Raw genomic sequence first — 22,720 nt, 5'->3', positions numbered from 1 at the left:
TGGCAGCAGAGCATGCTGCATGCCGAACACGAAGGAAGAGACGAATGCTGGAGCTTCACGTGTTCGGGCCCGCCTTCGGCCAGCCCGACCCCAGCCCGTTCTGCATGAAGGGCATCATCCTGATGGAGATGTCCGGCCTGCCCTACACCCGCGTGCGTGGCAATCTGCAGAAGGCGCCGAAGGGCAAGTTCCCAATGCTGCGCGACGGCGACAGAATCGTCCCCGACACGACCTTCATCCGCATGCATCTCGAACAGGCACATGGGATCGACTTCGACAAGGGCCTCTCCGCCGAGCAGCGCGGCACCGCCTGGGCGGTCGAGAAGATGCTCGAAGACCACATGTACTGGATGGTGGTGCAGGAGCGCTGGGCCAATCCCGCCAATTTCGATCGGGGGCCCCGCCGCTTCTTCGACGCCGTGCCGGCGCCCTTGCGGCCGCTGGTCGTCGCGATGATCAAGCGCAAGGTCCGCCGCAACCTGCATGGCCACGGCATCGGCCGGCACAGCGACGCCGAGCGGCTGGAGCTGGCGCGGCGAGCCCTCGACTCCCTTGCCGGCATCCTCGGCGGGAAACCTTATCTCACCGGCCCCGACCCGAGCGGCGCCGACGCGACGCTCGGCGCCTTCATGATCGCGGGGCTGTGCGAGATATTCGACTCGCCGATCCGCGGCGCGCTGCAGGAGCACGCCAACCTCGTTGCCTATGCCGGGCGCATGCGCTCGCGCTATTTCAAGGACGAAGCGGCAAAGGCGGCGTGAGCCGCCTGCCGATCAAGGCCGCTTCAGCTTGCAGCGGTCGATGAAATCGTAGCCCTTGTCGCGGGCCGTGTCGTTGAAATAGCCGGTGTCGCGGAAGGCCTGGAGCTCGTCCTTGGTCATGGCGTTGACCGTGCCCTTGGCATAGCAGCTGCACGGCGTGTGCACCGCCTCGCGCGTCGTGTTCATCAGTCGCGACTGAATGACCAGACAGGCGTCGAAGGCGCGCAGCTGGATCATATAGGGCGTCAGGTTCTTCGCCGTCGGATCCGGCGGCGGCAGCGCGCTCGTGCTGCCGGCGGCCAGCGCCGCACCGGCGGACAAGAACAGGGACAACCCAGCGGCCCAGACGACCGCACCAACCCGCCGCTTGATCATTGTTCGCACTGTCCGTTTCCGCGGCTCAAGCCCAGGAGACCCGAATCTCCCCTGACAGGCCATGCCGTCGCCCGGGCGCGGATCGTCCATAACGCCAGCGAAAAAGCAATGACGCAAAGGTCACACCGCCTTGCGAATCCAGACCTTGTTGTCGTGGAAGGCGGCGCCACCATAAGGCGCCGGCGAATCCGCACCGGTGATGGTGTTGATGCCGCGCCCGCCGCGGTGAGCTCCGTTCGGCCAGATCGATTCGGCGATGACGACGCCGCGTACCAACCCGTCGAACAGCACCGCGTCGAGCTCGACCGTGCCGCGCCGGTTGCCAACGACGACATGATCGCCCGCGACGATGCCGAGCGCAGCCGCATCGGCCGGATGCAGCATCAGCGTCGGCGCGCCCTCCTTCTTCTGCGAGGTCGGTGTCTCGGTGAAGCTCGAATTCAGGAAGTTGCGCGCCGGGCTGGTGGCGAGCCGGAACGGATGCTCTGCATCTGCCTGCTCGATCACGGCCCAATGATCGGGCAGCGAGGGCAAACTCTCATGCGGGCCGACCAGGCCGGCGTTGCTGTTCGGCACCTTGGTCCAGTCCGGCTTGAAGCGGAACTTGCCATCCCGCCAGCCGAAGCCCTTGAGATAATGCGCCGTCTCGAAATCCGGCTGGATGTCGATGAAATCATTGGCGACGAGCTCGTCGAGCGTACCGCGGCCGGTCTCCTGCAGCGTCCAGTCGACGATCTCGCGCGGGGTCATGCTAAAGCCGCGATGCTCGGCGCCGAGGCGCTGCGCCAAGGCGCAGATCACCTCATGGTTCGAGCGGCATTCGCCCGGCGGATCGACGAGCTTGCCGCCCCACATGATGTGCTGGTGGCCGCCGCCCTGGTAGAGGTCGTCATGCTCCATGAACTGCGTCGCCGGCAGTACGATGTCGGCCATCTGCGCCGTCTCGGTCATGAACTGCTCATGCACGACGGTGAAGAGGTCGTCGCGGGCAAAGCCGCGCTTCACCAGCTCCTGCTCTGGCGCGACCGTCACCGGATTGGTGTTCTGGATGAACAGCGCCTTGACGGGACCGCCCTGGCGCAGTGCCTGCGCATCGCCGGTGAGCACGCGGCCGATCTGCGACTGATCGAGCTGGCGCACATTGCGATCGACCTTGTCGAGACCTTCGATCAGGCCCTTGCGCCATTTGTAGATGCCGCTGTTCGAGTGGAAGGCGCCGCCGCCCTCGTACTGCCAGGCGCCGGTCACGGTCGGGATGCAGGAGGCGGCATGGATGTTGACCACGCCGTTGCGCTGGCGGGCAAAGCCATAGCCGAGCCGGAAGAAGCTCTTCTTGCGCGTGCCGACGAGCGTCGCGAATTCCTCGATCTCGGCGACGCTGAGGCCGGTGATCGCCGCCGCCCATTCCGGCGTGCGGGTGGACAGATGCGCCTCCAGCTCGTCCGGCGCATCGGCGAAGCGGGCGAGATAATCGCGATCGGCATGGCCGTCGCGGAAGAGTACATGCATGACGGCGCAAGCGAGCGCGCCGTCCGTGCCGGGCTTGAGCACCAACGCCAGATCGGCCTGGTCGAGCGTGGCGTTGCGGTAGATGTCGATCGCGACGATCTTGGCGCCCCGCTCCTTCCGCGCCTTGACGGCGTGGTGCATGACGTTGACCTGGGTGTGCACCGGATTGGTGCCCCAGATCACGACGCAATCCGACTTCGCCATCTCGCGCGGATCAGGGCCGGCGAGCCGGCCGGTGCCGGCGATGAAGCCGGTCCAGGCCGTGGTGGTGCAGATCGTCGAAAACTGGCCGGAGTAGCGCTTGGCGTGCCGCAGGCGGTTGATGCCGTCGCGCATCACCAGGCCCATGGTGCCGGCGTAGTAATAGGGCCAGACCGCCTCGGCGCCGTGCTCGGCCTCGATCGCCAGGAAACGCCTGGAGATCTCGTCCAGCGCCTCGTCCCAGGAGATGCGCTCGAAGGCGCCCGAGCCCTTCGGCCCGGCGCGCCGCAGCGGATGCAGCAACCGGTCGGGATGATGGATGCGCTCGGCGTAGCGGGCGACCTTCGCGCAGATCACGCCGTCGGTGTAGCTCTGGCGCTTGTTGCCGCGGACCCGGCCGATCGTCCTGCCGTCGATGACCTCGACCTCGAGCGAACAAGCCGAGGGGCAGTCATGCGGGCAGACCGAGGGCAGGCGCGCGATGCGGGGAAGCTCTGTCATGCCCTCTTCCTAGAACAGGTCCAGGGTCGGCGGAAGCGCACCGTTGCATTGCCCGGCTGCGGCGGGGCAAGGTGGCCCTATCCGGCGGCTGGGGATTCGGCCGGGCCATCAGCCATACGAGCAGCGATGTCGCAGGCAGCCGCTCGTCAACTCCGGATTAAGACTAATGATTCAATTTGACCGCATCCGAGTAGTCCAAGGCGCTTCTGCGCCGGAGTTTTGACGATGCGTTGCGTTGCGTTCCTCGCCGGCCTTGCAGCTGCCTGCCTTTCCCTCGCGCTGAGCGCGCCGGCGCAGGCACAATCCCCGCAGTACAGCCAGTACACCTCGCCCGAGCCGGTCCAGAACTGGCACCTGACGCTCGGCGCCGGGCTGCGCTACCAGCCCGATTATATGGGCTCGAACGACTATGTCTTCCGGCCGCGCCCGATCATCTCGCTGGCGCGCGGCACCAAGAGCACCTGGTGGACCTCCGAGGACGACGCGATCAGCATCGGCTTCTTCTCGGGCAAGGCCTGGCGCGTCGGCTTCTCCGGCAATCTGCTCTGGGAACGCAAGGCCGACACCAATATCGCGCTGCGCGTCATGGGCGTGCCTAACACCAAGTTCGGCGCCGAGGCCGGCGCTTTCGTCGAGTTCTATCCGACCTCCTGGCTGCGCGCCCGTGTCGACCTGCGCCGCGGCATCGTCGCCCACGACGCGATGATGGCCGAGGCCAAGCTCGACGTCTTCCACCGCATCGGCCCCTGGTCGCTCGGCATCGGCCCGCGCATGAGCATCGCCGGCGCCGATTACATCCGCACCTATTTCGGCGGCGCGACGGCCGGCAATGGCGGCATCCTGCAGCGCTTCAACGCCGGAGTGTATTCGGTCGGCGCGATCGCGCAGGCGACCTACAACTGGACCGACAAGTTCCAGACGACGACGTATATCGAGTACAAGCGCCTGATGGGCGACGCCGCGAAGGCGCCGATCGTCAAGGCCTTCGGCGACCGCGACTCGCTCACCTTCGGTGTCTCGGCGAGCTACGCCATCGATCTGGGGTTCTGAACCCGGCCGTCATCGCAAGCGGCGCATATGAAAAAGGGCGGGTCCAGCGGACCCGCCCTTCGTCGTTTCCGGGAAGGAAAGCCAGCTCAGCCGACGATCTCGTTGCCCGCGAAGAACTGCGCGATCTCGATCGCGGCGGTCTCCGGCGCATCCGAGCCGTGCACGGTGTTCTCGCCGACCGACTGGGCGAAGAGCTTGCGGACGGTGCCCTCGGCGGCGTTGGCCGGGTTGGTGGCGCCCATCACTTCGCGGTACTTGGCGATCGCGTCCTCGCCCTCGAGGACCTGCACGACGACCGGGCCGGAGGTCATGAACTCGACGAGCTCGCCGAAGAAGGGACGCTCCTTGTGGACGGCGTAGAAGGTCTGCGCCTGAGCCGTGGTCATCTGGATGCGCTTCTGCGCGACGATGCGCAGGCCGGCCTTCTCGATGACCGCGTTGACCGCGCCGGTGAGATTGCGCTTCGTCGCATCGGGCTTGAGAATGGAGAAGGTACGCTGGACAGCCATCGTTGTGATCCTTGCGGGAATATCGGGGAATGCGGCGCGCTTATAGCGGCGCCCTCCCCGGGCCACAAGGCTGCGACGGCCTTGTCGGCGTACGATCCGCCGCTATGATCCGCGGCATGATCACCGCGATCGCCCTCGTAGTCCTGATGTCGACGCACCTGGAAGGGTGTGCGGGATCGGCGTTGCGCTAAGCGCGTCACGATCATCCCTCGCAAACCCTGCCGCGGCGAGCAGGGTTCGATGGAATTCTGCCTCCCGGCTATCTCGGAGAGCAGACATGACCACCGCAAGCGTCGCACACCATGAGGAAGCGGAAAATCCGACAGGTTCTGGTCGGCTATTGATCCGAGCTGCGCGCAACGACGATCTCGAAGCGCTGACGGCGCTCGTCAATCTGCCGAGCTTTCGCGCTGGAACCTTGCGCCTGCCCTATCAAAGGACGGAGGTGACGCGACGCTGGCTGGAGGATCCGAACACCGACGGGCTCAACATCGTCGCGCTACGCGACGGCGAGCTGGTCGGCCAGGCCGGCTTCGAGCGCTATCGCGGCCGAAGGGCACATGTCGGCTATATCGGCATCGGCGTGCATGACGATCATCATGGCACCGGCATCGGCACAGCGTTGCTCGGCGAACTGGTCGATGCCGCAGACAACTGGTTCGGCCTGAAGCGGCTGGAGTTGACGGTCTACGCCGACAATGCTGTGGCTATCGCGCTCTACCGCAAGTTCGGCTTCGAGCCGGAGGGTCTTCTGCGCGCCTATGCCTTCCGCGCCGGCGCCTATGCCGATGCGCTCACGATGGCGCGGCTGCGAAGCTGAAACTCAGTGCCGGGTCAGGAAGCGGCGCGCCTCGCGCAGCGCTTCGGCGACCTCGTCGCGGCTCATCTCCAGCGCCAGCTCGCTGCGGTGGGAGGCGGCGCGGGCACAGCCCTTGGCGAAGGCGACATTGAACCAGGTCTGCGCGGCGACCAGGTCGACCGGGCCGGAGCGGCCGGAGGCGTGCATCAGGCCGAGCTCGTAGTAGGCGTCGGCGGAGGCTTCCATCGGGATCGCCAGCGAGGCCGGGATCGCGCTCATTTCCATGCGTGCCATGACAAACTCTCCCTGTTTTCCTTCGATGCCGGCCCGTTTGGAGGCGGCGGCTTGTGAGGAGAGGTTCGTGCCAGGCGGTAAAACACTCCGCTAAATTTTGAGATGAATCGAAGCTCAACGAGTCGCAAACGAGCGGTTAAAGCAAGATTCGATTCAGGCTCATGTTCTGAATTCTCTAACGATTTCAAACCGATCCAAACGGAGCCCCGACGGGCATGTCAACCTTGGATTCACCTTGCTCTACGGTCGTCGCGGTGAACATCGACCAGTGAGGAGACATCTTGGAAGCCGGCGCAGGCTCGGATATAGTTTACATCTGAACCATATGGCGACAGAGATCGCCACCAACGAGGAGGAACCCATGGCCTTTCGCTCGACCGTCGCCGCCGCTGGTCTGCTGCTCGCTTTCGCCGTCCCGGCTTCCGCTCAGGAAGTGACCGGCACCTGGCTGCGCGACACCGGCGCGTCCAAGGTGCGCTTTGCCAAATGCGGCGAGGCGGTGTGCGGCACGATCTCCTGGCTGAAGGACGCCAGCGGCCCGGCCAAGCTCGGCCAGCGCATCTTCTACGACATGAAGCCGGCTGCCGGCGGCAAATGGAACGGCAGCGCCTTCAACCCGGAAGACGGCAAGACCTATTCCGGCACGATGTCGCTCGCGGGCGACACGCTGACCACCGCCGGCTGCGTGCTGGGCGGGCTGATCTGCCGCTCGGTGAAGTGGTCGCGCAGCAACTGAGGCACAGGGCCGTCATCCTCGGGCGCAGCAAAGCGCAGACCCGAGGATCTCTTGTCCAGAGATGCTCGGGTCAAGCCCGAGCATGACGCTCCCGATCAGCGCGCCTTCTGGCCGAACAGGACCGCTTTTTCCTCCGGCGTCGAGATGCCGGCCGGATTGCGCAGCTCTTCGGCGACCTTGAGCCCGCGCTGGACCGCCGGGCGCGCCAGCATCGTCTCGAGCCAGCGCCCGACATTGGGGAACTGCGCGATGTCCTGGCCCTGGCGCTCCCAGCCGCGAGCCCAGCCGACGCAGGCCATGTCGGCGATCGAATAGTCGTCGCAGACATAGTCGCGGCCTTCGAGGCGCCTGTTCAGCACGCCGTAGAGGCGGTTTGCCTCGTTGGTATAGCGGTCGATCGCGTAAGGCACCTTCTCCGGCGCGTAGATACGGAAATGGTGGGTCTGGCCGAGCATCGGGCCGAAGCCGCCCATCTGCCAGAACAGCCATTCATCGACGGCGACGCGGCCGCGCTCGTCCGTCGGATAGAATTTCCCGGTCTTGCGGCCGAGATATTGCAGGATCGCGCCGGATTCGAAGACCGAGATCGGCTTGCCGTCCGGCCCGTCGGGATCGACGATCGCCGGCATGCGGTTGTTCGGCGAGATCGCCAGGAACTCAGGCTTGAACTGCTCGCCCTTGCCGATGTTCACCGGAATGACGTTGTAGGGCAGCCCGGTTTCCTCGAGCATGATGGAGATCTTCCAGCCGTTCGGCGTCGGCCAGTAATGGAGATCGATCGGCTTGCCCTGCACTGCTGCCATGTCCCAGTCCTCGCGGGTTGTTGCGGGTCGTCAGGACATCTAGGTCTCGGGTCCGGCCGGCGTAAGCGCCGGGGCCGTGCGCCGGGAGCGGGCGCGGCATGCGGGCGACGCCTCACAGCTTCAGCTTGAAGCCCTCATGGCTCTGGTCGAAGCCGATGCGGCGATAGAAGCGGTGCGCCGCCTCGCGCGCCTTGTCCGAGGTGAGCTCGACGAGGCCGGCGCCCTTCTGGCGGGCGAAGTCGACGGCATGGGCGACCATGGCCTCGCCGATGCGCCGGCCGCGCAGGGCCGGATCGACATGGACGCTTTCGAGCTTGGCGCGCTTGCGGCCGCGATTGATCAGGCCCGGGATCAGGGTCACCTGCAGCGTGCCGACCACCTCTCCATTGAACTCGGCGACGAAGAGCGTGTTGTACGGGCTGGCCGCGATCTCGTCGAAGGCGGTGAGGTAAGCCGGATCGGCCGCCTCCTGCGCGATCTCGGCCTGCGCGCGCACCTGCTTGGGAGCGCCCAGCAGGATCAGGGAGACGATGCGCGGGACATCGTCGCGGCGCGCCTCGCGCATGGTGACGCCGGACAGGGCGGCGGTCTCGGTCATCGTCGTCTCCGTCGGGGCTTCACCGGGCTTGCGCTCAGATCATTACCAGGCGCTTGGCCATGATCAGCGTGTTGGGCGTGTCCTCACGCCCGTCGAAGCGGGCCTGGCGCTGCAGGAAGAAGCCCATGCGCTCGTAGAAAGCGATGGCGAGCTCGTTCTGGCTCTCGACCTCCAGCCGCGCTACCGGCGCCTCGGGAAAGCAGGCGAGCGCGACCTGCAGCAGGGTGCGCCCGATGCCCGCGCCCTGCCGCGCCGGCGAGACATAGAGCCGCGTCAGCATCGCCGCCCGGTCCGGCTCGTGCCGGGCCGAGGCGGTGCCGACGACCTCCTCGCCCAACAGCGCGATCAGGAAGACGCCGCTGTCGCGGCCGAGCTGGGCCGCGAGCGCATCGAGGGAATGCCAGGCATTGGTGATCTCGGCAACGCGGCGCCAGCCGTAGATGCCGTCATAGGTATCGTGCCAGGTCTCGACCAAAAGCGAGCGGACCGCCGGCAGATCGGCGGTCTCAGCGTCGCGGATGATGAGACCGGGTTGCGTCACTCGATGCCGAGCTTCTTCTTCAGGATCTCGTTCAGGGCCTGCGGGTTGGCCTTGCCGCCCGAGGCCTTCATCGCCTGGCCGACGAACCAGCCGAGCATGGTCGGCTTCAGCTTGACCTGCTCGACCTTGTCCGGGTTGGCGACGATGATCTCGTCGACCGCCTTCTCGATCGCGCCGGTGTCGGTGACCTGCTTCATGCCGCGGGCCTCGACGATCTCGCGCGGATCGCCACCTTCGGTCCAGACGATCTCGAACAGGTCCTTGGCGATCTTGCCGGAGATGACGCCCTCGCCGATCAGGTCGACCAGCCCGCCGAGCTGCGCGGCCGAGACCGGCGAAGCCGCGACGTCCTTGCCTTCCTTGTTAAGGCGGCCGAACAGCTCGTTGATCACCCAATTGGCCGCGGCCTTGCCGTCGCGGCCTTTCGCCACGGCCTCGAAATAGTCGGCCTGCTCGCGCTCGGCGACGAGCACCGAGGCGTCATAGGGCGAGAGCCCGTACTGCGCGATGAAGCGGCCCTTCTTGGCATCGGGCAGCTCCGGCAGATGCGCCTTCAGCTCGGCGACGAAGGCGTCGTCGAACTCGAGCGGCAGCAGGTCCGGATCGGGGAAATAGCGGTAGTCGTGCGCCTCTTCCTTCGAACGCAGCGAGCGGGTCTCGCCCTTGCCGGGATCGTAGAGACGGGTCTCCTGGTCGATCGTGCCGCCATCCTCGATGATGCCGATCTGGCGGCGGGCCTCGACCTCGATCGCCTGGCCGATGAAGCGGATCGAGTTGACGTTCTTGATCTCGCAGCGCGTGCCGAGCGGCGCGCCGACCTTGCGGACGGAAACGTTGACGTCGGCGCGCAGATTGCCCTTTTCCATGTCGCCGTCGCAGGAGCCGATATAGCGCAGGATGGTGCGCAGCTTGGAGACATAGGCCTTGGCCTCGTCGGCCGAGCGCAGATCGGGCTTGGATACGATCTCCATCAGCGCCACGCCCGAGCGGTTGAGATCAACGAAGCTCATGGTCGGATGCTGGTCGTGCATCGACTTGCCGGCGTCCTGCTCGAGATGCAGCCGCTCGATGCCGACGCTGATCTGCTCGGTCGGCGACAGGTCGACCGCGATCTCGCCCTCACCGACGATCGGATGCTTGTACTGGCTGATCTGGTAGCCCTGCGGCAGGTCGGGGTAGAAATAGTTCTTGCGGTCGAAGACTGAGCGGTTGTTCACTTTCGCGTTGAGGCCGAGGCCGGTGCGGACCGCCTGGCGGACGCACTCCTCGTTGATCACCGGCAGCATGCCCGGCATCGCGGCGTCGACCAGGCTGACATGGGCGTTCGGCTCGCCGCCGAAGGCCGTCGAGGAGCCGGAGAACAGCTTGGCGTTGGAGGTGACCTGCGCATGGATTTCGAGGCCGATCACGATTTCCCAGTCGCCGGTCGCGCCCTTGATCAGCTTCTTCGGGTCGGCGGGGCGGACATGCGCATTCATGAGACGACTTCCATGAGGTGTTGCTGCTGACGCTGGCGCGCGCGTCCTTCAGGTAGAGCCTCGGCCCGCCGCCAGCAAGCATCTGTTGCTCCGGTTTCGCGCCACTCCGGGGCGGCGATGGCCGGTGGCGATGAAAATATCGTCGAAATTGTCGAGTGAAGAAACTTGACAATCGTCAGTCCGATGGAGTTGTTGCGCATTCGGCCGGAAACCGTGAAGGTTGCGCCGCGCCCGCATTCTCGGAGTTTCACATGATCCGCCGCTCCAGCCGGGCCCTCATCGCCCTGGCGGCCCTGCTTCCGGCCCTGTCCGCCGAGGCGCTCGCTCAAGGCGCCCCACCGGCCCCGCCGGTCACCGTCGCCAACCCGCTCGCCAAGCGCGTCACAAACTGGGACGAGTTCACCGGCCGCTTCGAGGCCAGCGAACAGGTCGAGGTCCGCGCTCGCGTCTCCGGTTTCCTCGACTCGGTCCACTTCCGCGACGGCGACATGGTCAAGACCGGCGACCTGCTCTTCACCATCGACCAGCGGCCCTACAAGCTCGCGGTCGACGCTTCCCGGGCTGAAGTCGCGCGTGCCAAGGCGCAGGTCGACCTCTCGCAGAACGAGGTCGAGCGTGCCGAGGCGCTGACGCAGAACCGCACCATCACCGCCCGCGACATCGACCAGCGCCGCGCCAACCTCAACGGCGCGATCGCCAGCCAGCAGGCGGCCGAGGCCAATTTGAAGACGGCCGAGCTCAATCTCGAATGGACGCAGGTGCGCGCGCCGCTTGCCGGCCGCGCCTCGAACCGGCGCGTCGACCAGGGCAACCTGATCGCCGGCGGCCAGTCGGGCGCGACGCTGCTGACCACGATCGTCGCCGTCGACCCGATCAAGTTCGTCTTCGACGCCTCCGAAGCCGACTATCTTCGCTATGCGAAGTCACAGGATTTGCGGAAGCCCGGCACGCCGGTACGCGTGCGGCTGGCGAGCGAAACCAAATGGGACCGCGAAGGCAAGATCGACTTCGTCGACAACACGCTGAACGCCCGTTCGGCGACGATACGCACCCGTGCCGTCTTCCCGAACTCCGACGGGCTGCTGACGCCGGGGACCTTCGGGCGCCTGCGGCTCTTCGCCGGCGAGGCCGACGCCCTGCTGGTGCCGGATGCCGTCATCGTCTCCGACCAGGCCAACAAGATCGTGCTGACGGTCGGGGCCGATAACAAGGTGGTGCCGAAGCCGGTTCAGCTCGGCGCGATCAGCGACGGGCTGCGCGTCATCACCAAGGGCCTGGCTGCGAGCGACAAGGTGATCGTGACCGGCATCGCCAACCCGATGGTGCGCCCAGGCGTGGCTGTGACCCCGCAGCCGACCGAGATCAAGGCCGCCGCCGCCAACTGACGGCCTGAACAGGCCGCGCCAAGAGCGGACGGCATCTTCCGTCCGCCCTACTCTCTTTGGCCAGGACCAAAGCATGTTCCGCTTCGCCCATTTCTTCATCGACCGGCCGATCTTCGCGACCGTGCTCTCGGTGCTGCTGACGATCGCAGGTGCCATCACCCTGCGTACCTTGCCGATCGCCGAATATCCCGAGATCGCGCCACCGACCGTCACGATCACCGCGAACTATCCGGGCGCCTCGGCCGAGGTCGTCGCCTCGACGGTCGCCGCGCCGATCGAGCAGGAGGTCAACGGCGTCGACGACATGCTCTACATCTCGTCGCAGTCGACCGGCGACGGGCGCGTGACGATCAACGTCGTCTTCAAGGCCGGCACCGATGTCGATCAGGCCCAGGTGCTCGTGCAGAACCGCGTCTCGGCCGCCGAGCCGCGCCTGCCTCAGGAAGTGCGCACGCTCGGCCTGCAGGTCCGCAAGGCCTCGCCCGACTTCCTGATGGTCATCCACATGCTGTCCCCGGACGGCTCGCGCGACCAGCAATACGTCTCGAACTACACGACGCTGAACGTCAAGGACGTGCTGACCCGCGTCGAGGGCGTCGGCGACGTCCAGGTCTTCGGTGCGCGTGACTATTCGATGCGCGTCTGGCTCGATCCGGCCAAGGTCGCGGCGCGCAACCTGACCGCAGGCGATGTCGTCGCCGCGATCCGCGCCGCCAACATCCAGGTCGCGGCAGGCGCGATCAACCAGCCGCCGGCGACGTCGGACGGCGCGTTCCAGCTTTCGGTCAACACGCTCGGGCGCCTCACCAGCGTCGACGAATTCTACAACATCGTCGTGCGCTCGGATGCGGACGGCGGCACGATCCGTGTTCGCGACATTGCCCGCGTCGAGCTCGGCGCGCAGGACTACCTCTCCAACTCCTATCTCGACAACAAGGAAGCCGTCGCGATCGGCGTCTTCCAGCGCCCGGGGACGAATGCGCTGGCAGCGTCGGAGGCCCTCATCAAGACGATGCAGGAGCTCTCGAAGAACTTCCCGGCCGGCGTCGAACACACCATCGTCTACAACCCGACGGAGTTCATCCGGGAATCCGTCTCGGCCGTGGTCACGACGCTGCTCGAGGCGATCGTGCTCGTCGTGATCGTGGTGATCCTGTTCCTGCAGACCTGGCGCGCCGCGATCATCCCGATCATCGCGATCCCGGTCTCGCTGGTCGGCACCTTCCTGGTGATGAGCGCGGTCGGGATCTCGTTCAATACGATCTCGCTGCTGGCGCTGGTGCTGGCGATCGGCATCGTCGTCGACGACGCGATCGTCGTGGTCGAGAACGTCGAGCGCTATCTGGCGCAGGGCATGAGCGCCAAGGACGCCGCTCACAAGACCATGGACGAGGTCGGCGGTGCGCTGCTTGCGATCGCACTGGTGCTGTGCGCCGTGTTCATCCCGACCGCGTTCATCACCGGGCTGCAAGGCACATTCTACCAGCAGTTCGCGGTGACGATCGCAGCCTCGACGGCGATCTCGTGCTTCGTCTCGCTGACCCTGTCGCCGGCCCTGGCGGCGATCCTGCTTAAGCCGCACAGCCATGAAGAGCCGAAGGGCTTCCTGGCGATGCTCAGCGCGCCGCTGCGCTGGTTCTTCAAGTACTTCAACAAGGGCTTCGACTGGCTCTCGCACGCTTACGGCTCATTGACCTCGCGCCTGATCCGCTTCGGCGTCGTCATGCTGCTGGTCTATGCCGCGCTCATCGCGGTCGCCGGCCAGCGCCTGGCGTCGATTCCGACGGGCCTGGTGCCGCAGCTCGACCGCGGCTACTTCATCGCCGTCTTCCAGCTGCCGCCGGGCTCGTCGCTGCCGCGGACCGACGCGGTCATCCGCAAGGCGACCGACATCTTGCTGTCACGGCCGGGTGTCGCCCATGCCGTCGCCTTCGCCGGTCTCGACGGCGCGACCTTCACCCTGGCGCCCAATGCCGGCGTTGCCTTCGTCACCCTCACCGACTTCAAGGAGAGGGCCAAAGCCGGCCTGACCACCCAGGGCATCCTCAACGACCTGCGCACGCAGCTGTTCTCGATCGGCGAGGCTTTCGCGCTGATCATCGAGCCCCCGGCAGTTCCCGGCATCGGTAATGGCGGCGGTCTCAAGGGCTATGTCCAGGATCGCGGTGGCAAGGGCCTGGCGGCGCTGGAAGGCGCGACCTGGGCCGTCGCTGGAACCGCCGGGCAGTCTCCCGGTATCCAGCAGCCCTTCACGCTGTTCTCGACCAAGACGCCGCAGATCTACGCCGATATCGACCGCACCAAGGCCGAGATGCTCGGTGTCCCGGTGACGCGCGTGTTCGAGACGCTGTCGATCTATATGGGCTCGGCCTATGTCAACGACTTCAACATCCTCGGCCGCACCTTCCGCGTCACGGCTCAGGCGGACAATCCCCAGCGGCTAGACATCCGCGACGTCGCCGACCTGAAGACGCGCAATGCCGATGGCGAGATGGTGCCGATCGGTTCCGTCGCGACCTTCGCCGATACGACCGGTGCCTATCGCGTGCCGCGCTACAACCTCTATCCGGCGGCTGAAGTGCAGATGTCGATGGCGCGCGGCTACTCGACCGGCCAGGGCATCGCGGCGGTGGAGAAAATCGCAGCCCAGGTACTGCCGGCCGGCTTCGGCTTCGAGTGGACCGAGATCGCGTTGCAGGAGAAGCTCGCCGGCAACACCGCGATCATCGCCTTCGGCCTCGCGGTGGTGTTCGTCTTCCTGCTGCTGGCGGCGCTCTACGAGAGCTGGACCTTGCCGCTGGCGGTCATCCTGATCGTGCCGATGTGTATCCTCGCGGCGATGATCGGCGTCGGCTACAAGGACTTCGACCGCAACGTGCTGGTGGATATCGGCCTCGTCGTGCTCGTCGGTCTCGCAGCGAAGAACGCGATCTTGATCGTCGAGTTCGCCAAGCAGGCCGAGGACGAGGGCATGAGCCGGCGCGACGCCGCGATCGCCGCCGCCAGGACCCGGCTGCGACCGATCCTGATGACCTCGCTCGCCTTCATCCTCGGCGTGCTGCCTCTGACGATCTCGATCGGCGCGGGCGCCGAGATGCGCCAGGTGCTCGGCATCGCGGTGTTCTCGGGCATGATCGGCGTCACCCTGTTCGGCCTGCTGTTCACCCCGGTGTTCTACGTCGTGGTGCGCTGGCTCGCTTCGCTCGGCAGCAAGAAGAAAGAAGCCGAGCCGAAAGACGCGACGCCGCAGGCCCACCACTGACCGACCAACGACAAGGCCCCGCCCTCAGGCGGGGCCTTTTTCTTTGCCCGCCACGCTAAGCCAAGGATCGCCAACCGGGCCGCGCCGCGGCTCAATTCTGCTTGATCTTCGAGCCCTTGATCACGACGTCCGAGCTCGCCGTCGCATTGATCTTGCCGCTCGCCCGGATCGTCACGTCCTTGCCCTTGAGATCGACGGAGCCGTCCTTCTTCAAGTTGATTTCCGCCGAACCCGCATCGAGCAGGATGCTGTCGGCGGCCTTCACCACCAGCGCCTTGCCGCTGGCGATCTCGAAATCCTTGCTGCTGTCGAGATCGATGCTGACCGCCGCCGCGACCTCGAAGGCACGGGTCGACAAACTGATCTCGCGATTGGCGTTCATGGTCAGCGCAGTGCCGGCGAACACGCCGATGCTGGTTCCCGCGTTCGTCCGCATGCCGGCACCGACATTGACGACATAGGCCGAGCCCACCGCCGTCCGGAAATTGCTTCCCACCGTCAGTGCCAGCTCGGCACCGACACTGATCGTGCAGGTGCCGCCGACGGTGATCGACAGCCCAGCCGGGGCCGTGATCGCGACCGTACCGCCACGCCCGACATTGACCGCCTGCAGCAAGGCGGAAAGCTGCGCTTCGAGCGCGGCGACGCGCCGGTTCAGGGCCTCGATTTCCGGCGCCGCCATGAGCCCGTCCCCCTTCTTTTTCGCGCAGTCGACATAATCTATCACGAACCGCGGCGGCTCGCGGCGCCACTATCCCTTTGCACCACGCAACCAAACCGGTTCCGTCGGCGTATCAGAGCATCGCATCGACAAGGCCTCACCGAGTGACCGCACGCCCTGCCCTGCTCTGGTTCCGCGACGACCTGCGCCTTTCCGACAACCCAGCCCTGAGAGCGGCGATCGACCGCGGCCATCTCATCTGCCTCTACATCCTCGACACGTCGGCGGAGCGCCGGCCGCTCGGCGCCGCCGCCCGCTGGTGGCTGTCACGCTCGCTGACGGCGCTGTCGGAAGCCATCGCGGCGAAAGGCGGCGAACTGCTGGTCCTGCGCGGCGATCCGGCGGAGGTGCTGCCTGATGTCGTGGAACGCACCGGCAGCGGCTACGTCGCCTGGAACCGGCGCTATGACAGCGCCGCGATCGCCCTCGACAAGGCACTGAAGGCCACGCTCACCGAGGCCGGCACCGCGGTCGAGAGCTTCAACGCCAATCTGCTCAACGAGCCATGGCAGGTGAAAACCAAAACGGATGGGCCGTTCAAGGTGTTCACGCCCTATTGGCGCGCTGTGCGCGAGGGCGGCGAGCCCGCGGCTCCGCTTCCTGCGCCGGCCAGGCTCAGCAAGGCGACACTGCCGGCAGCGCTGCGCAAGCGGATACTCACGGTCGCAGATCTCGCTTTGGAGCCGACGAGGCCCGACTGGGCCGGTGGGCTGCGCGAAAGCTGGACGCCCGGCGAGGATGGCGCACGGCATCGGCTTGACGCTTTTCTCGACGAGACACTCGCCGGCTATCGCGAGGCACGCGACCGCCCGGACAGGCTCTCGACCTCGCGGCTGTCGCCGCATCTGCGCTTCGGCGAGATCAGCCCGCGCCAGATCTGGCATGCGGCCCAAGCTGCACGGCAGGCTGGCAACACACCAGGCTCGGCCGCCGATGTCGAGAAGTTCTTCAGCGAGATCGGCTGGCGCGAGTTCTCCTATCATCTGCTCTTCCACAATCCTGACCTCGCCAGCGTCAGCTATGATCGCCGCTTCGATGCGATGTCCTGGGAGAAAGACAAAACCGGCCTGAGAGCCTGGCAGAAGGGCTTGACCGGCTATCCGATCGTCGATGCCGGCCTGCGCGAGCTCTGGCAGACCGGCTGGATGCATAACCGCGTCCGGATGATCACGGCCTCATTCCTGATCAAGCACCTGCTGACCGACTGGCGAGCCGGGGAAGCCTGGTTCTGGGACACGCTGGTCGACGCCGATCCCGCGAACAATCCGGCGAGTTGGCAATGGGTCGCCGGCTCCGGCGCCGATGCCGCCCCCTATTTCCGTGTCTTCAACCCGGTGACCCAAGGCGAAAAATTCGATCCGAAGGGCGTTTACGTCCGGCGCTTCGTCCCCGAACTGGCTGGGCTCGACGACAAGTTCATCCATCGGCCGTGGGAGGCGCCGGCGAGCGCATTGAAACAGACCGGAATCGTCCTCGGCCGGGACTATCCGAAGCCGGTCATCGCGCTCGACTTCGGCCGCCGGCGCGCCCTTGACGCCTTTGCCGCCCTGCGTTCGGAATAGCCGGCCACCATGACGCTGCCTCCCGCCGCCTTCGTCACCCGCGCTGCGTTCGCCGCCGGTCTCGCCAAGCTCGGCCTCGCTCCCGGCGATGCCGTCATGGTCCACGCGGCCGTGAGCAAGGTCGGCCGCCTGCTCGACGGCCCCGACACCATCATCGCCGCGCTCTCCGATGCCGTCGGCCCCGAGGGCACCGTCCTCGCCTATGCCGATTGGGAAGCGCGTTACGAAGACCTGGTAGATGAGGACGGCCGCGTGCCGCCGGAATGGCGCGACCATATCCCGCCATTCGATCCGCAACGCTCGCGCGCGATCCGCGACAATGGCGTGCTGCCGGAATTCCTGCGGACGACACCAGGAGCATTGCGCAGCGGCAACCCTGGCGCTTCGCTCATCGCACTCGGGGCGAAGGCGGAGTGGTTCACCGCCGACCACCCGCTCGACTACGGCTATGGCGAAGGCTCGCCATTGGCCAGGCTCGTCGCCGCCGGCGGCAAGGTGCTGATGCTCGGCGCGCCGCTCGACACGCTGACCCTGCTGCACCATGCCGAGCATCTCGCTGACATCTCCGGCAAGCGCATCCGGCGGATCGAGGTGCCGTTCGCGACGCCGGCCGGCACGCAATGGCGCATGATCGAGGAATTCGACACCGGCGATCCGATCGTCGCAGGGCTGGCCGAGGACTATTTCGCGGAGATCGTGACGGAGTTCCTCGCCGGTGGCCAGGGGCGGCAAGGGATGATCGGCGGTGCGTCATCCGCGCTGGTCGATGCGGCGGCGATCACCGCCTACGGCGTGGGCTGGCTCGAAGCGCGGTTCGGATCAGGCTCGCCTTGATTCTGAACGCCATCGCCCAAGCTGTTGGGCAAGGAGTCTTCTCTGCCTAAACCGCACCGTCGCGCCGGCCGCCGCGATGTTCGCCGGCCAGCTTGCGCACCGCCCAGAAATAGGCCGGGTAAGGCAGCAGCCGCAGCGCCTTCATCAACCAGGCCAGGCGACGGGGGAAGGTGATCTCGAAGCCGCCACCGGCGAAGCCGTCGACGATGCGGGCGGCCGCCTCGTCAAGCGACACCATGAACGGCATCGGAAAGCTGTTGCGGCGGGTCATCGCCGTGTCGACGAAGCCGGGATTGACCAGTTGCAGGCGGATGCCGTTTTGCTCGCAATCGAACCTCAGCGCCTCGCAGAGATGGATCGCGGCCGCCTTCGAGGCGCCATAGGCGGCGGCGCCGGGCAGGCCGCGATAGCCCGCCAGCGAGGCGTTGACCGCGATCTGCCCCTTGCCGCGCCCCGCCATGCGCTCGGCGAGCGCCGCCATGCCCCGCACCACGCCCATCAGGTTGACGGCGAAGACCTGCTCGAAGGCCGTGACGTCGATCAGGCCGGGCCCATTCCTCGGCGCGAGGCCGGCATTGAGGAAGGCGAGCGCGATCGGCCCGTGCACGCTCTCGATTCCCTCGACCACCGCCGCCATCGCCATCGGATCGGCGACATCGCCGACATGGGCGACGATCCGCCCCGGTAGCCCGCCCGCGCTCAGCGCCAACGCCTCGAGCTTGTCGAGCCGGCGCGCGGTCGCCGCCACCGTCCAGCCGCGCCGCGCCAGCTCCAGCGCCACGGCCGCACCGATGCCCGAGCTCGCCCCGGTCACCCAGGCGACCCCGTCCTGCGGCTCGATGCGCGGCATGGTCATGTCTCGGTCGGGCCTCCATGCCGCGGCAGTCCTGCGCCGGACCCTAGTGCCGCGAGGCTTGTTGCGGAAGCCCTGCCGGCGGCGTCCCCGTTTCGCCTTCCACCGGCTTTTCCAGCGCGGCGCCGCCTGCGATAAACTGTCAGAACAAAGGAGATCGCGATGCCGACCGAATTGCTGTTCCGAGACGACGCTTATCTGGCCGAGACCCCCGCGACCGTCGTCTCGATCAACGAGCGCGGTGGCATCGAGCTCGACCGGACGGTGTTCTATGCCACCGGCGGCGGCCAACCCGGCGATGCCGGCGCGCTTGTCCGCAATGGCGGATCCGAGATCGCCATCGGCACCGCGATCTACAATCCCGAGGACAAGAGCCGCATCCTGCATGTCCCGCTCGAAGGCCAGGCTGCGCCCGCGATCGGCGACAAGGTGACGGCGAAGCTCGACTGGGAGCGCCGGCTGAAGCGCATGCGCATCCACACCGCGCTGCACCTGCTCAGCGTCGTCCTGCCCTATCCCGTCACCGGCGGCGCGATCGGCGATGGCGACGGAAGGCTCGATTTCGACATTCCCGAAGGCGGGCTCGACAAGGCGGAGCTGACCGAGAAGCTCAACGCGCTGGTGGCGAGGAACGCCGCGATCAGCGAAAGCTGGATCACCGACGAGGAACTCGATGCCAATCCCGGCCTGGTCAAGACCATGTCGGTGAAGCCGCCGCGCGGCTCGGGCCGGGTCCGGCTGGTCTCGATCGAAGGCATCGACCTGCAGCCATGCGGCGGCACGCATGTGCGCAACACCTCCGAGATCGGCGCCGTCGCGGTCACCGATGTCGAGAAGAAGGGCAAGCAGAACCGGCGCGTGCGCATCGCGCTCGTCTGAGCTTTCCGCCATAACATCCTGAAAACAGACTCAAGTTCCGAGGAACCGCGCGATGGCCCGCAACGACATCTTCGTCTCCACGCAATGGCTGGCCGAGCGGCTCGACGCGCCCGACATCATCGTGGTGGACGGCTCCTATTACCTGCCGGCCCAGAAACGCGACGCGGCGGCCGAATATGCCCAGCAACGCATTCCGGGTGCGGTGCGCTTCGACATCGACGCGGTCAAGGACAAGAATTCGGATCTGCCGCACATGCTGCCGCGGCCGGATGCCTTCGCCGCCGCCGTCGGCGCCATGGGCATCGGCGACGGCATGCGCATCGTCGTCTATGACGGGCTAGGCCTGTTCTCGGCGCCGCGGGTGCGCTGGACCTTCCAGACCTTCGGCGCCAAGGACGTCGTGATCCTCGAAGGCGGCCTGCCGCAATGGTTGGCGGAGGGCCGTCCGGTCGAGGACGGCGCGCCGAAACCGCGCAAGCCGCGCAGCTTCACCGCCAGGCTCGACCATTCCGCCGTCGCCGACATCAACGATGTGGCCCGCGCGCTCGAGAGCGGCGCGATCCAGGTGGTCGACGCCCGGCCCGCCGACCGCTTCCGCGGCGAGGCGCCCGAGCCGCGCCCCGGCCTGCGCTCCGGCCACATGCCGGGCTCGCTCAGCCTGCCCTCCTCCGCGCTGGTGGCCGATGGCAAGCTCAAGGAGCCCGAAGCGCTCGCCGCGGCGTTCCGCGAGGCCGGCGTCGACATCGACAAGCCGCTGCTGACGAGCTGCGGCTCGGGCGTCTCGGCGGTGATCCTGTCGACGGCGCTGGAGCTGCTCGGGAAGCCGGCGCGCGCTGTCTATGACGGCTCCTGGGCCGAATGGGGCGCGAGCGAGCGCCCGGTCGCGACCGGGCCGGCGAAGGTGGGGTGAAAGGCCGAGGGGCCCGACCAGCGCCCCGCTCTCACCGCCGGCTCGTCGCGCTTCATCTGTGTCCGGTGCGCCACATAGTATGACTATTTTGTGACAAAGGGCTTTATCCCCATTTGGGGGCAGCCCACGCCGCCAGCCGCATGACAGTATTACCGGTGCGCAGAATCGCGAACGCGCTCGCCGCCCGCCTTGGACCTGCCATGCCCCGCTCGACTGGGACCCTCGCCCGTAGCCATGTACAATTGCTGGGGGCGGCGGTATTCGCGATAGCCCTGCCGGACCTGGCCCAGGCCCAGATGCGCTGGGACGGCAGCTCCAGCAACGACTGGAGCAATGGCGACAACTGGAACACCGGCTCGCCCCCCGGCGCCAGTAGCAACCCGGTCATTTCCGGCCCCGCGCCGACGATGCCGGTACTGACCGGCGGCGCACCTTCACTTTCGACGCTGTATGTCGGCTATGATAATGCCTCGGGCGGCGCCAGCTTGACCATCACCGGCGGCGCCAGCCTGACGACATCGTCAGGCGCGGTCGGCGAGCAAAGCAACAACAATGCCGGCAATGCGCGCGAGCTCGAAGCCGGCTCGGCCACGCTCTCCGGCGCGTCGAGCTGGACAAGCACCGGCCTGCAGATCGGCGCCTTCGGCACCGGTACGATCGAGGTGACCGGCGCCAGCACGCTGACGGTCACGAGCAACCTCAATCTCGGCGAGCATCACAACAGCACCACCAACCGATCCGGCAACGGCACACTGACGATCTCGGGAACCGGCTCGCAGTTGGCCAGCAACGGCGTCACCATCGTCGGTGGCAATGGCAGCGGCACCGTCTCCGTCACGAACGGCGGCAAGGCCGCGACGAGAGCGACCACCCTCGGAAACGGGGCGACGGGCTCCGGCACGGTCACCGTGACCGGGAGCGGCTCACGCTGGGACGGCATTAGCGGCACGCTCGTCATCGGCAATGCCGGCAGCGGCCAGTTCACCCTCAGTGGCGGCGCCACTGCCAAGACCGGCGCGATCTACATCGCAAACGTCGCCAATTCGTCGGGCACGCTGACGGTGACGGGCACAGGCAGCCGCTTCGAGGCCGGCCAGATCCGGCTCGGCATGGCATCGGCGGGGTCGATCGCCGTCAATGGCGGCGGCGAACTGCAGACGTCGCAGCTGCTGCTCGGCACCACGGCCGGCGGCAGCGGCGAGATCGATCTGCGCGGCCCCAACAGCCTCCTCAACGCCAGCGTCTACACCATGATCGGCTGGTTCGGCGAGGGGAAGGTGACCGTCGCCGAAGGCGCGACGCTCCGCGGGACGGTCCACATCGCGTACGAGGCCGGCAGCAAGGGCACGCTCAACATCGGCGCCGCCGAAGGTTCGGCCGCAGGAGCGGCGGGCAGCGTCGATGCGGCGGCGGTGATATTCGGCAACGGCACGGGCACTATCGTCTTCAACCACACCGATGCGGACTACAAGTTCGCGGCCGGGATCACGGGAAGCGGCACGCTCAAGCAGATCTCCGGCACGACGCTCCTGACCGGGAACAGCACTGCCTTCACCGGCACGACGACGATCTCCGGAGGGACGCTGCTGGTCGGCGACAGTTCCGGCGGCAGGCTCGGCGGCACGATCTCCGTTCTTTCGGGTGGCACGCTCGGCGGCAGCGGTACGGTCGGCACGACGACGGTCGGTAGCGGCGGCACGCTTTCGCCGGGCAATTCGGTCGGAACCTTGACCGTCAACGGCAACGTGACTTTCGCAGCCGGCTCGACCTACCGGGTCGAGATCGCCGGCGCGACCGCCGATCTGCTCACCGTCACCGGCACGGCGGCACTCGGCGGCACGATCCAGCTCGTCGCCGGCGGCGGCTCCTATAGCTTCAACGCGCCCTACAGCGTGCTGACGGCCGCGGGGGGACGCACCGGAACCTTCGGCAATGTCACGACCGTCGGCTCCTTCGGCGTCGGCGTCACCAGCGAGGTCAGCTACACCGCCAAAGCCGTCGAGGTCACGCTCAGGCCCGGCTCGCTGGTCGGTGCCGGCTCGGGCTCGCCCGTCTCCGATTGGAGCAGCGCCTCCGGCCTCTCGCTCAACAACTGGTCCGTCGCTGCCGCGATCGACCGCGCCGTCGCGAACGGCGCAGATCCCTCCTTCCTTTACCAG

The 22,720-nt window shown here is 66.9% G+C and carries 20 protein-coding genes and 1 pseudogene; 11 read left to right on the top strand and 10 right to left on the bottom strand.

Annotated elements, in window-relative coordinates:
- Positions 1 to 44 precede the first annotated feature (44 nt).
- Entirely contained in the window at positions 45 to 761 is a 717-nt protein-coding gene (locus tag ASE66_RS24975) for a glutathione S-transferase family protein (protein ID WP_057192438.1), read from the top strand.
- 12 nt (positions 762 to 773) lie between these two features.
- Here the strand turns inward: ASE66_RS24975 and ASE66_RS24970 are convergent, their stop codons facing one another.
- Both ASE66_RS24970 and ASE66_RS24965 read right to left on the bottom strand, forming a co-directional pair.
- Positions 774 to 1,145: a hypothetical protein gene (locus tag ASE66_RS24970; protein ID WP_156412319.1), complete on the bottom strand. Its 372-nt coding sequence runs from the start codon at positions 1,143 to 1,145 to the stop codon at positions 774 to 776.
- 111 nt (positions 1,146 to 1,256) lie between these two features.
- On the bottom strand, positions 1,257 to 3,347 hold the full coding sequence (locus tag ASE66_RS24965; protein ID WP_057192436.1) for a molybdopterin-dependent oxidoreductase: 2,091 nt from the start codon (positions 3,345 to 3,347) through the stop codon (positions 1,257 to 1,259).
- 225 nt (positions 3,348 to 3,572) lie between these two features.
- Here ASE66_RS24965 and ASE66_RS24960 point away from each other — a divergent pair, with 225 nt between their 5' ends.
- Positions 3,573 to 4,397, top strand: a complete 825-nt coding sequence (locus tag ASE66_RS24960) for a MipA/OmpV family protein (RefSeq protein ID WP_057192435.1) — start codon at positions 3,573 to 3,575, stop codon at positions 4,395 to 4,397.
- Between the two features lie 86 nt (positions 4,398 to 4,483).
- Here the strand turns inward: ASE66_RS24960 and ndk are convergent, their stop codons facing one another.
- A complete protein-coding gene (gene ndk, locus ASE66_RS24955) occupies positions 4,484 to 4,906 on the bottom strand; it encodes a nucleoside-diphosphate kinase (RefSeq protein WP_057192434.1) in 423 nt (140 codons plus the stop codon).
- Between the two features lie 277 nt (positions 4,907 to 5,183).
- Between ndk and ASE66_RS24950 the strand changes: the two genes are divergently transcribed.
- A complete protein-coding gene (locus tag ASE66_RS24950) occupies positions 5,184 to 5,726 on the top strand; it encodes a GNAT family N-acetyltransferase (protein ID WP_057192433.1) in 543 nt (180 codons plus the stop codon).
- Positions 5,727 to 5,729: 3 nt separating this feature from the next.
- On the opposite strand, the gene ASE66_RS24945 is transcribed toward ASE66_RS24950, so the two are convergent.
- Positions 5,730 to 5,999, bottom strand: a complete 270-nt coding sequence (locus tag ASE66_RS24945; protein WP_082613718.1) for a hypothetical protein — start codon at positions 5,997 to 5,999, stop codon at positions 5,730 to 5,732.
- Between the two features lie 361 nt (positions 6,000 to 6,360).
- On the opposite strand from ASE66_RS24945, the gene ASE66_RS24940 reads away from it, so the two are divergent.
- Positions 6,361 to 6,735, top strand: coding sequence for a DUF2147 domain-containing protein (locus ASE66_RS24940; protein ID WP_057193369.1), 375 nt, complete (start codon positions 6,361 to 6,363; stop codon positions 6,733 to 6,735).
- Between the two features lie 95 nt (positions 6,736 to 6,830).
- Here ASE66_RS24940 and ASE66_RS24935 read toward each other — a convergent pair whose 3' ends face one another.
- The 4 genes from ASE66_RS24935 to gatB all read right to left on the bottom strand — a co-directional run bounded on the left by ASE66_RS24935 (position 6,831) and on the right by gatB (position 10,155).
- Complete coding sequence (locus ASE66_RS24935) at positions 6,831 to 7,538, bottom strand: glutathione S-transferase N-terminal domain-containing protein (protein WP_057192431.1); 708 nt, start codon at positions 7,536 to 7,538, stop codon at positions 6,831 to 6,833.
- A gap of 112 nt (positions 7,539 to 7,650) precedes the next feature.
- Entirely contained in the window at positions 7,651 to 8,136 is a 486-nt protein-coding gene (locus ASE66_RS24930) for a GNAT family N-acetyltransferase (protein ID WP_057192430.1), read from the bottom strand.
- A 34-nt stretch (positions 8,137 to 8,170) separates the two neighbouring features.
- Positions 8,171 to 8,677, bottom strand: a complete 507-nt coding sequence (locus tag ASE66_RS24925; protein WP_057192429.1) for a GNAT family N-acetyltransferase — start codon at positions 8,675 to 8,677, stop codon at positions 8,171 to 8,173.
- Positions 8,674 to 10,155, bottom strand: a complete 1,482-nt coding sequence (gatB, locus tag ASE66_RS24920; protein ID WP_057192428.1) for an Asp-tRNA(Asn)/Glu-tRNA(Gln) amidotransferase subunit GatB — start codon at positions 10,153 to 10,155, stop codon at positions 8,674 to 8,676. The genes ASE66_RS24925 and gatB overlap by 4 nt, the downstream gene beginning before the upstream one ends.
- Positions 10,156 to 10,406: 251 nt before the next feature.
- Between gatB and ASE66_RS24915 the strand changes: the two genes are divergently transcribed.
- Together ASE66_RS24915 and ASE66_RS24910 are read left to right on the top strand one after the other, a co-directional pair.
- The gene (locus ASE66_RS24915; protein WP_057192427.1) at positions 10,407 to 11,540 is read left to right on the top strand and encodes an efflux RND transporter periplasmic adaptor subunit; all 1,134 of its coding nucleotides are present in this window, start codon (positions 10,407 to 10,409) and stop codon (positions 11,538 to 11,540) included.
- Positions 11,541 to 11,613: 73 nt separating this feature from the next.
- Positions 11,614 to 14,802: an efflux RND transporter permease subunit gene (locus tag ASE66_RS24910; protein WP_057192426.1), complete on the top strand. Its 3,189-nt coding sequence runs from the start codon at positions 11,614 to 11,616 to the stop codon at positions 14,800 to 14,802.
- Positions 14,803 to 14,893: 91 nt separating this feature from the next.
- On the opposite strand, the gene ASE66_RS24905 is transcribed toward ASE66_RS24910, so the two are convergent.
- The gene (locus tag ASE66_RS24905) at positions 14,894 to 15,484 is read right to left on the bottom strand and encodes a DUF2345 domain-containing protein (RefSeq protein ID WP_057192425.1); all 591 of its coding nucleotides are present in this window, start codon (positions 15,482 to 15,484) and stop codon (positions 14,894 to 14,896) included.
- A 143-nt stretch (positions 15,485 to 15,627) separates the two neighbouring features.
- Between ASE66_RS24905 and ASE66_RS24900 the strand changes: the two genes are divergently transcribed.
- Positions 15,628 to 17,085 carry a cryptochrome/photolyase family protein gene (locus ASE66_RS24900; RefSeq protein WP_082613716.1) on the top strand — a complete coding sequence of 486 codons (1,458 nt, stop codon included), beginning with the start codon at positions 15,628 to 15,630 and terminating at the stop codon, positions 17,083 to 17,085.
- A gap of 9 nt (positions 17,086 to 17,094) precedes the next feature.
- On the top strand, positions 17,095 to 17,919 hold the full coding sequence (aac(3), locus tag ASE66_RS24895) for an aminoglycoside 3-N-acetyltransferase (RefSeq protein WP_057192424.1): 825 nt from the start codon (positions 17,095 to 17,097) through the stop codon (positions 17,917 to 17,919).
- A gap of 46 nt (positions 17,920 to 17,965) precedes the next feature.
- Here the strand turns inward: aac(3) and ASE66_RS24890 are convergent, their stop codons facing one another.
- Positions 17,966 to 18,775, bottom strand: a complete 810-nt coding sequence (locus ASE66_RS24890) for an SDR family NAD(P)-dependent oxidoreductase (RefSeq protein ID WP_057192423.1) — start codon at positions 18,773 to 18,775, stop codon at positions 17,966 to 17,968.
- 159 nt (positions 18,776 to 18,934) lie between these two features.
- Between ASE66_RS24890 and ASE66_RS24885 the strand changes: the two genes are divergently transcribed.
- The 3 genes and pseudogenes from ASE66_RS24885 to ASE66_RS24875 form a co-directional block, all read left to right on the top strand.
- Positions 18,935 to 19,651: an alanyl-tRNA editing protein gene (locus ASE66_RS24885; protein WP_057192422.1), complete on the top strand. Its 717-nt coding sequence runs from the start codon at positions 18,935 to 18,937 to the stop codon at positions 19,649 to 19,651.
- A gap of 52 nt (positions 19,652 to 19,703) precedes the next feature.
- Positions 19,704 to 20,561, top strand: coding sequence for a 3-mercaptopyruvate sulfurtransferase (gene sseA / locus ASE66_RS24880; RefSeq protein ID WP_057192421.1), 858 nt, complete (start codon positions 19,704 to 19,706; stop codon positions 20,559 to 20,561).
- Between the two features lie 200 nt (positions 20,562 to 20,761).
- Positions 20,762 to 22,720: pseudogene (locus tag ASE66_RS24875) on the top strand (hypothetical protein); the annotation flags it as partial.

Source organism: Allobosea sp. Root483D1 (assembly GCF_001429505.1).
In the GTDB taxonomy this organism is placed as follows: domain Bacteria; phylum Pseudomonadota; class Alphaproteobacteria; order Rhizobiales; family Beijerinckiaceae; genus Allobosea.
Note: the sequence above shows the minus strand (reverse complement) of the source record. Positions and strands in the feature narration are given on the sequence as shown.

Bases quoted from the DNA above. Each gene is read 5' to 3' on its own strand.
- ASE66_RS24975 (WP_057192438.1), top strand. From the start codon at position 45: ATGCTGGAGCTTCACGTGTTCGGGCCCGCCTTCGGCCAGCCCGACCCC.
- ASE66_RS24965 (WP_057192436.1), bottom strand. From the start codon at position 3,347: ATGACAGAGCTTCCCCGCATCGCGCGCCTGCCCTCGGTCTGCCCGCAT.
- ASE66_RS24960 (WP_057192435.1), top strand. From the start codon at position 3,573: ATGCGTTGCGTTGCGTTCCTCGCCGGCCTTGCAGCTGCCTGCCTTTCC.
- ndk (WP_057192434.1), bottom strand. From the start codon at position 4,906: ATGGCTGTCCAGCGTACCTTCTCCATTCTCAAGCCCGATGCGACGAAG.
- ASE66_RS24950 (WP_057192433.1), top strand. From the start codon at position 5,184: ATGACCACCGCAAGCGTCGCACACCATGAGGAAGCGGAAAATCCGACA.
- ASE66_RS24945 (WP_082613718.1), bottom strand. From the start codon at position 5,999: ATGGCACGCATGGAAATGAGCGCGATCCCGGCCTCGCTGGCGATCCCG.
- ASE66_RS24940 (WP_057193369.1), top strand. From the start codon at position 6,361: ATGGCCTTTCGCTCGACCGTCGCCGCCGCTGGTCTGCTGCTCGCTTTC.
- ASE66_RS24935 (WP_057192431.1), bottom strand. From the start codon at position 7,538: ATGGCAGCAGTGCAGGGCAAGCCGATCGATCTCCATTACTGGCCGACG.
- ASE66_RS24930 (WP_057192430.1), bottom strand. From the start codon at position 8,136: ATGACCGAGACCGCCGCCCTGTCCGGCGTCACCATGCGCGAGGCGCGC.
- gatB (WP_057192428.1), bottom strand. From the start codon at position 10,155: ATGAATGCGCATGTCCGCCCCGCCGACCCGAAGAAGCTGATCAAGGGC.
- ASE66_RS24915 (WP_057192427.1), top strand. From the start codon at position 10,407: ATGATCCGCCGCTCCAGCCGGGCCCTCATCGCCCTGGCGGCCCTGCTT.
- ASE66_RS24910 (WP_057192426.1), top strand. From the start codon at position 11,614: ATGTTCCGCTTCGCCCATTTCTTCATCGACCGGCCGATCTTCGCGACC.
- ASE66_RS24905 (WP_057192425.1), bottom strand. From the start codon at position 15,484: ATGGCGGCGCCGGAAATCGAGGCCCTGAACCGGCGCGTCGCCGCGCTC.
- ASE66_RS24890 (WP_057192423.1), bottom strand. From the start codon at position 18,775: ATGACCATGCCGCGCATCGAGCCGCAGGACGGGGTCGCCTGGGTGACC.
- ASE66_RS24885 (WP_057192422.1), top strand. From the start codon at position 18,935: ATGCCGACCGAATTGCTGTTCCGAGACGACGCTTATCTGGCCGAGACC.
- sseA (WP_057192421.1), top strand. From the start codon at position 19,704: ATGGCCCGCAACGACATCTTCGTCTCCACGCAATGGCTGGCCGAGCGG.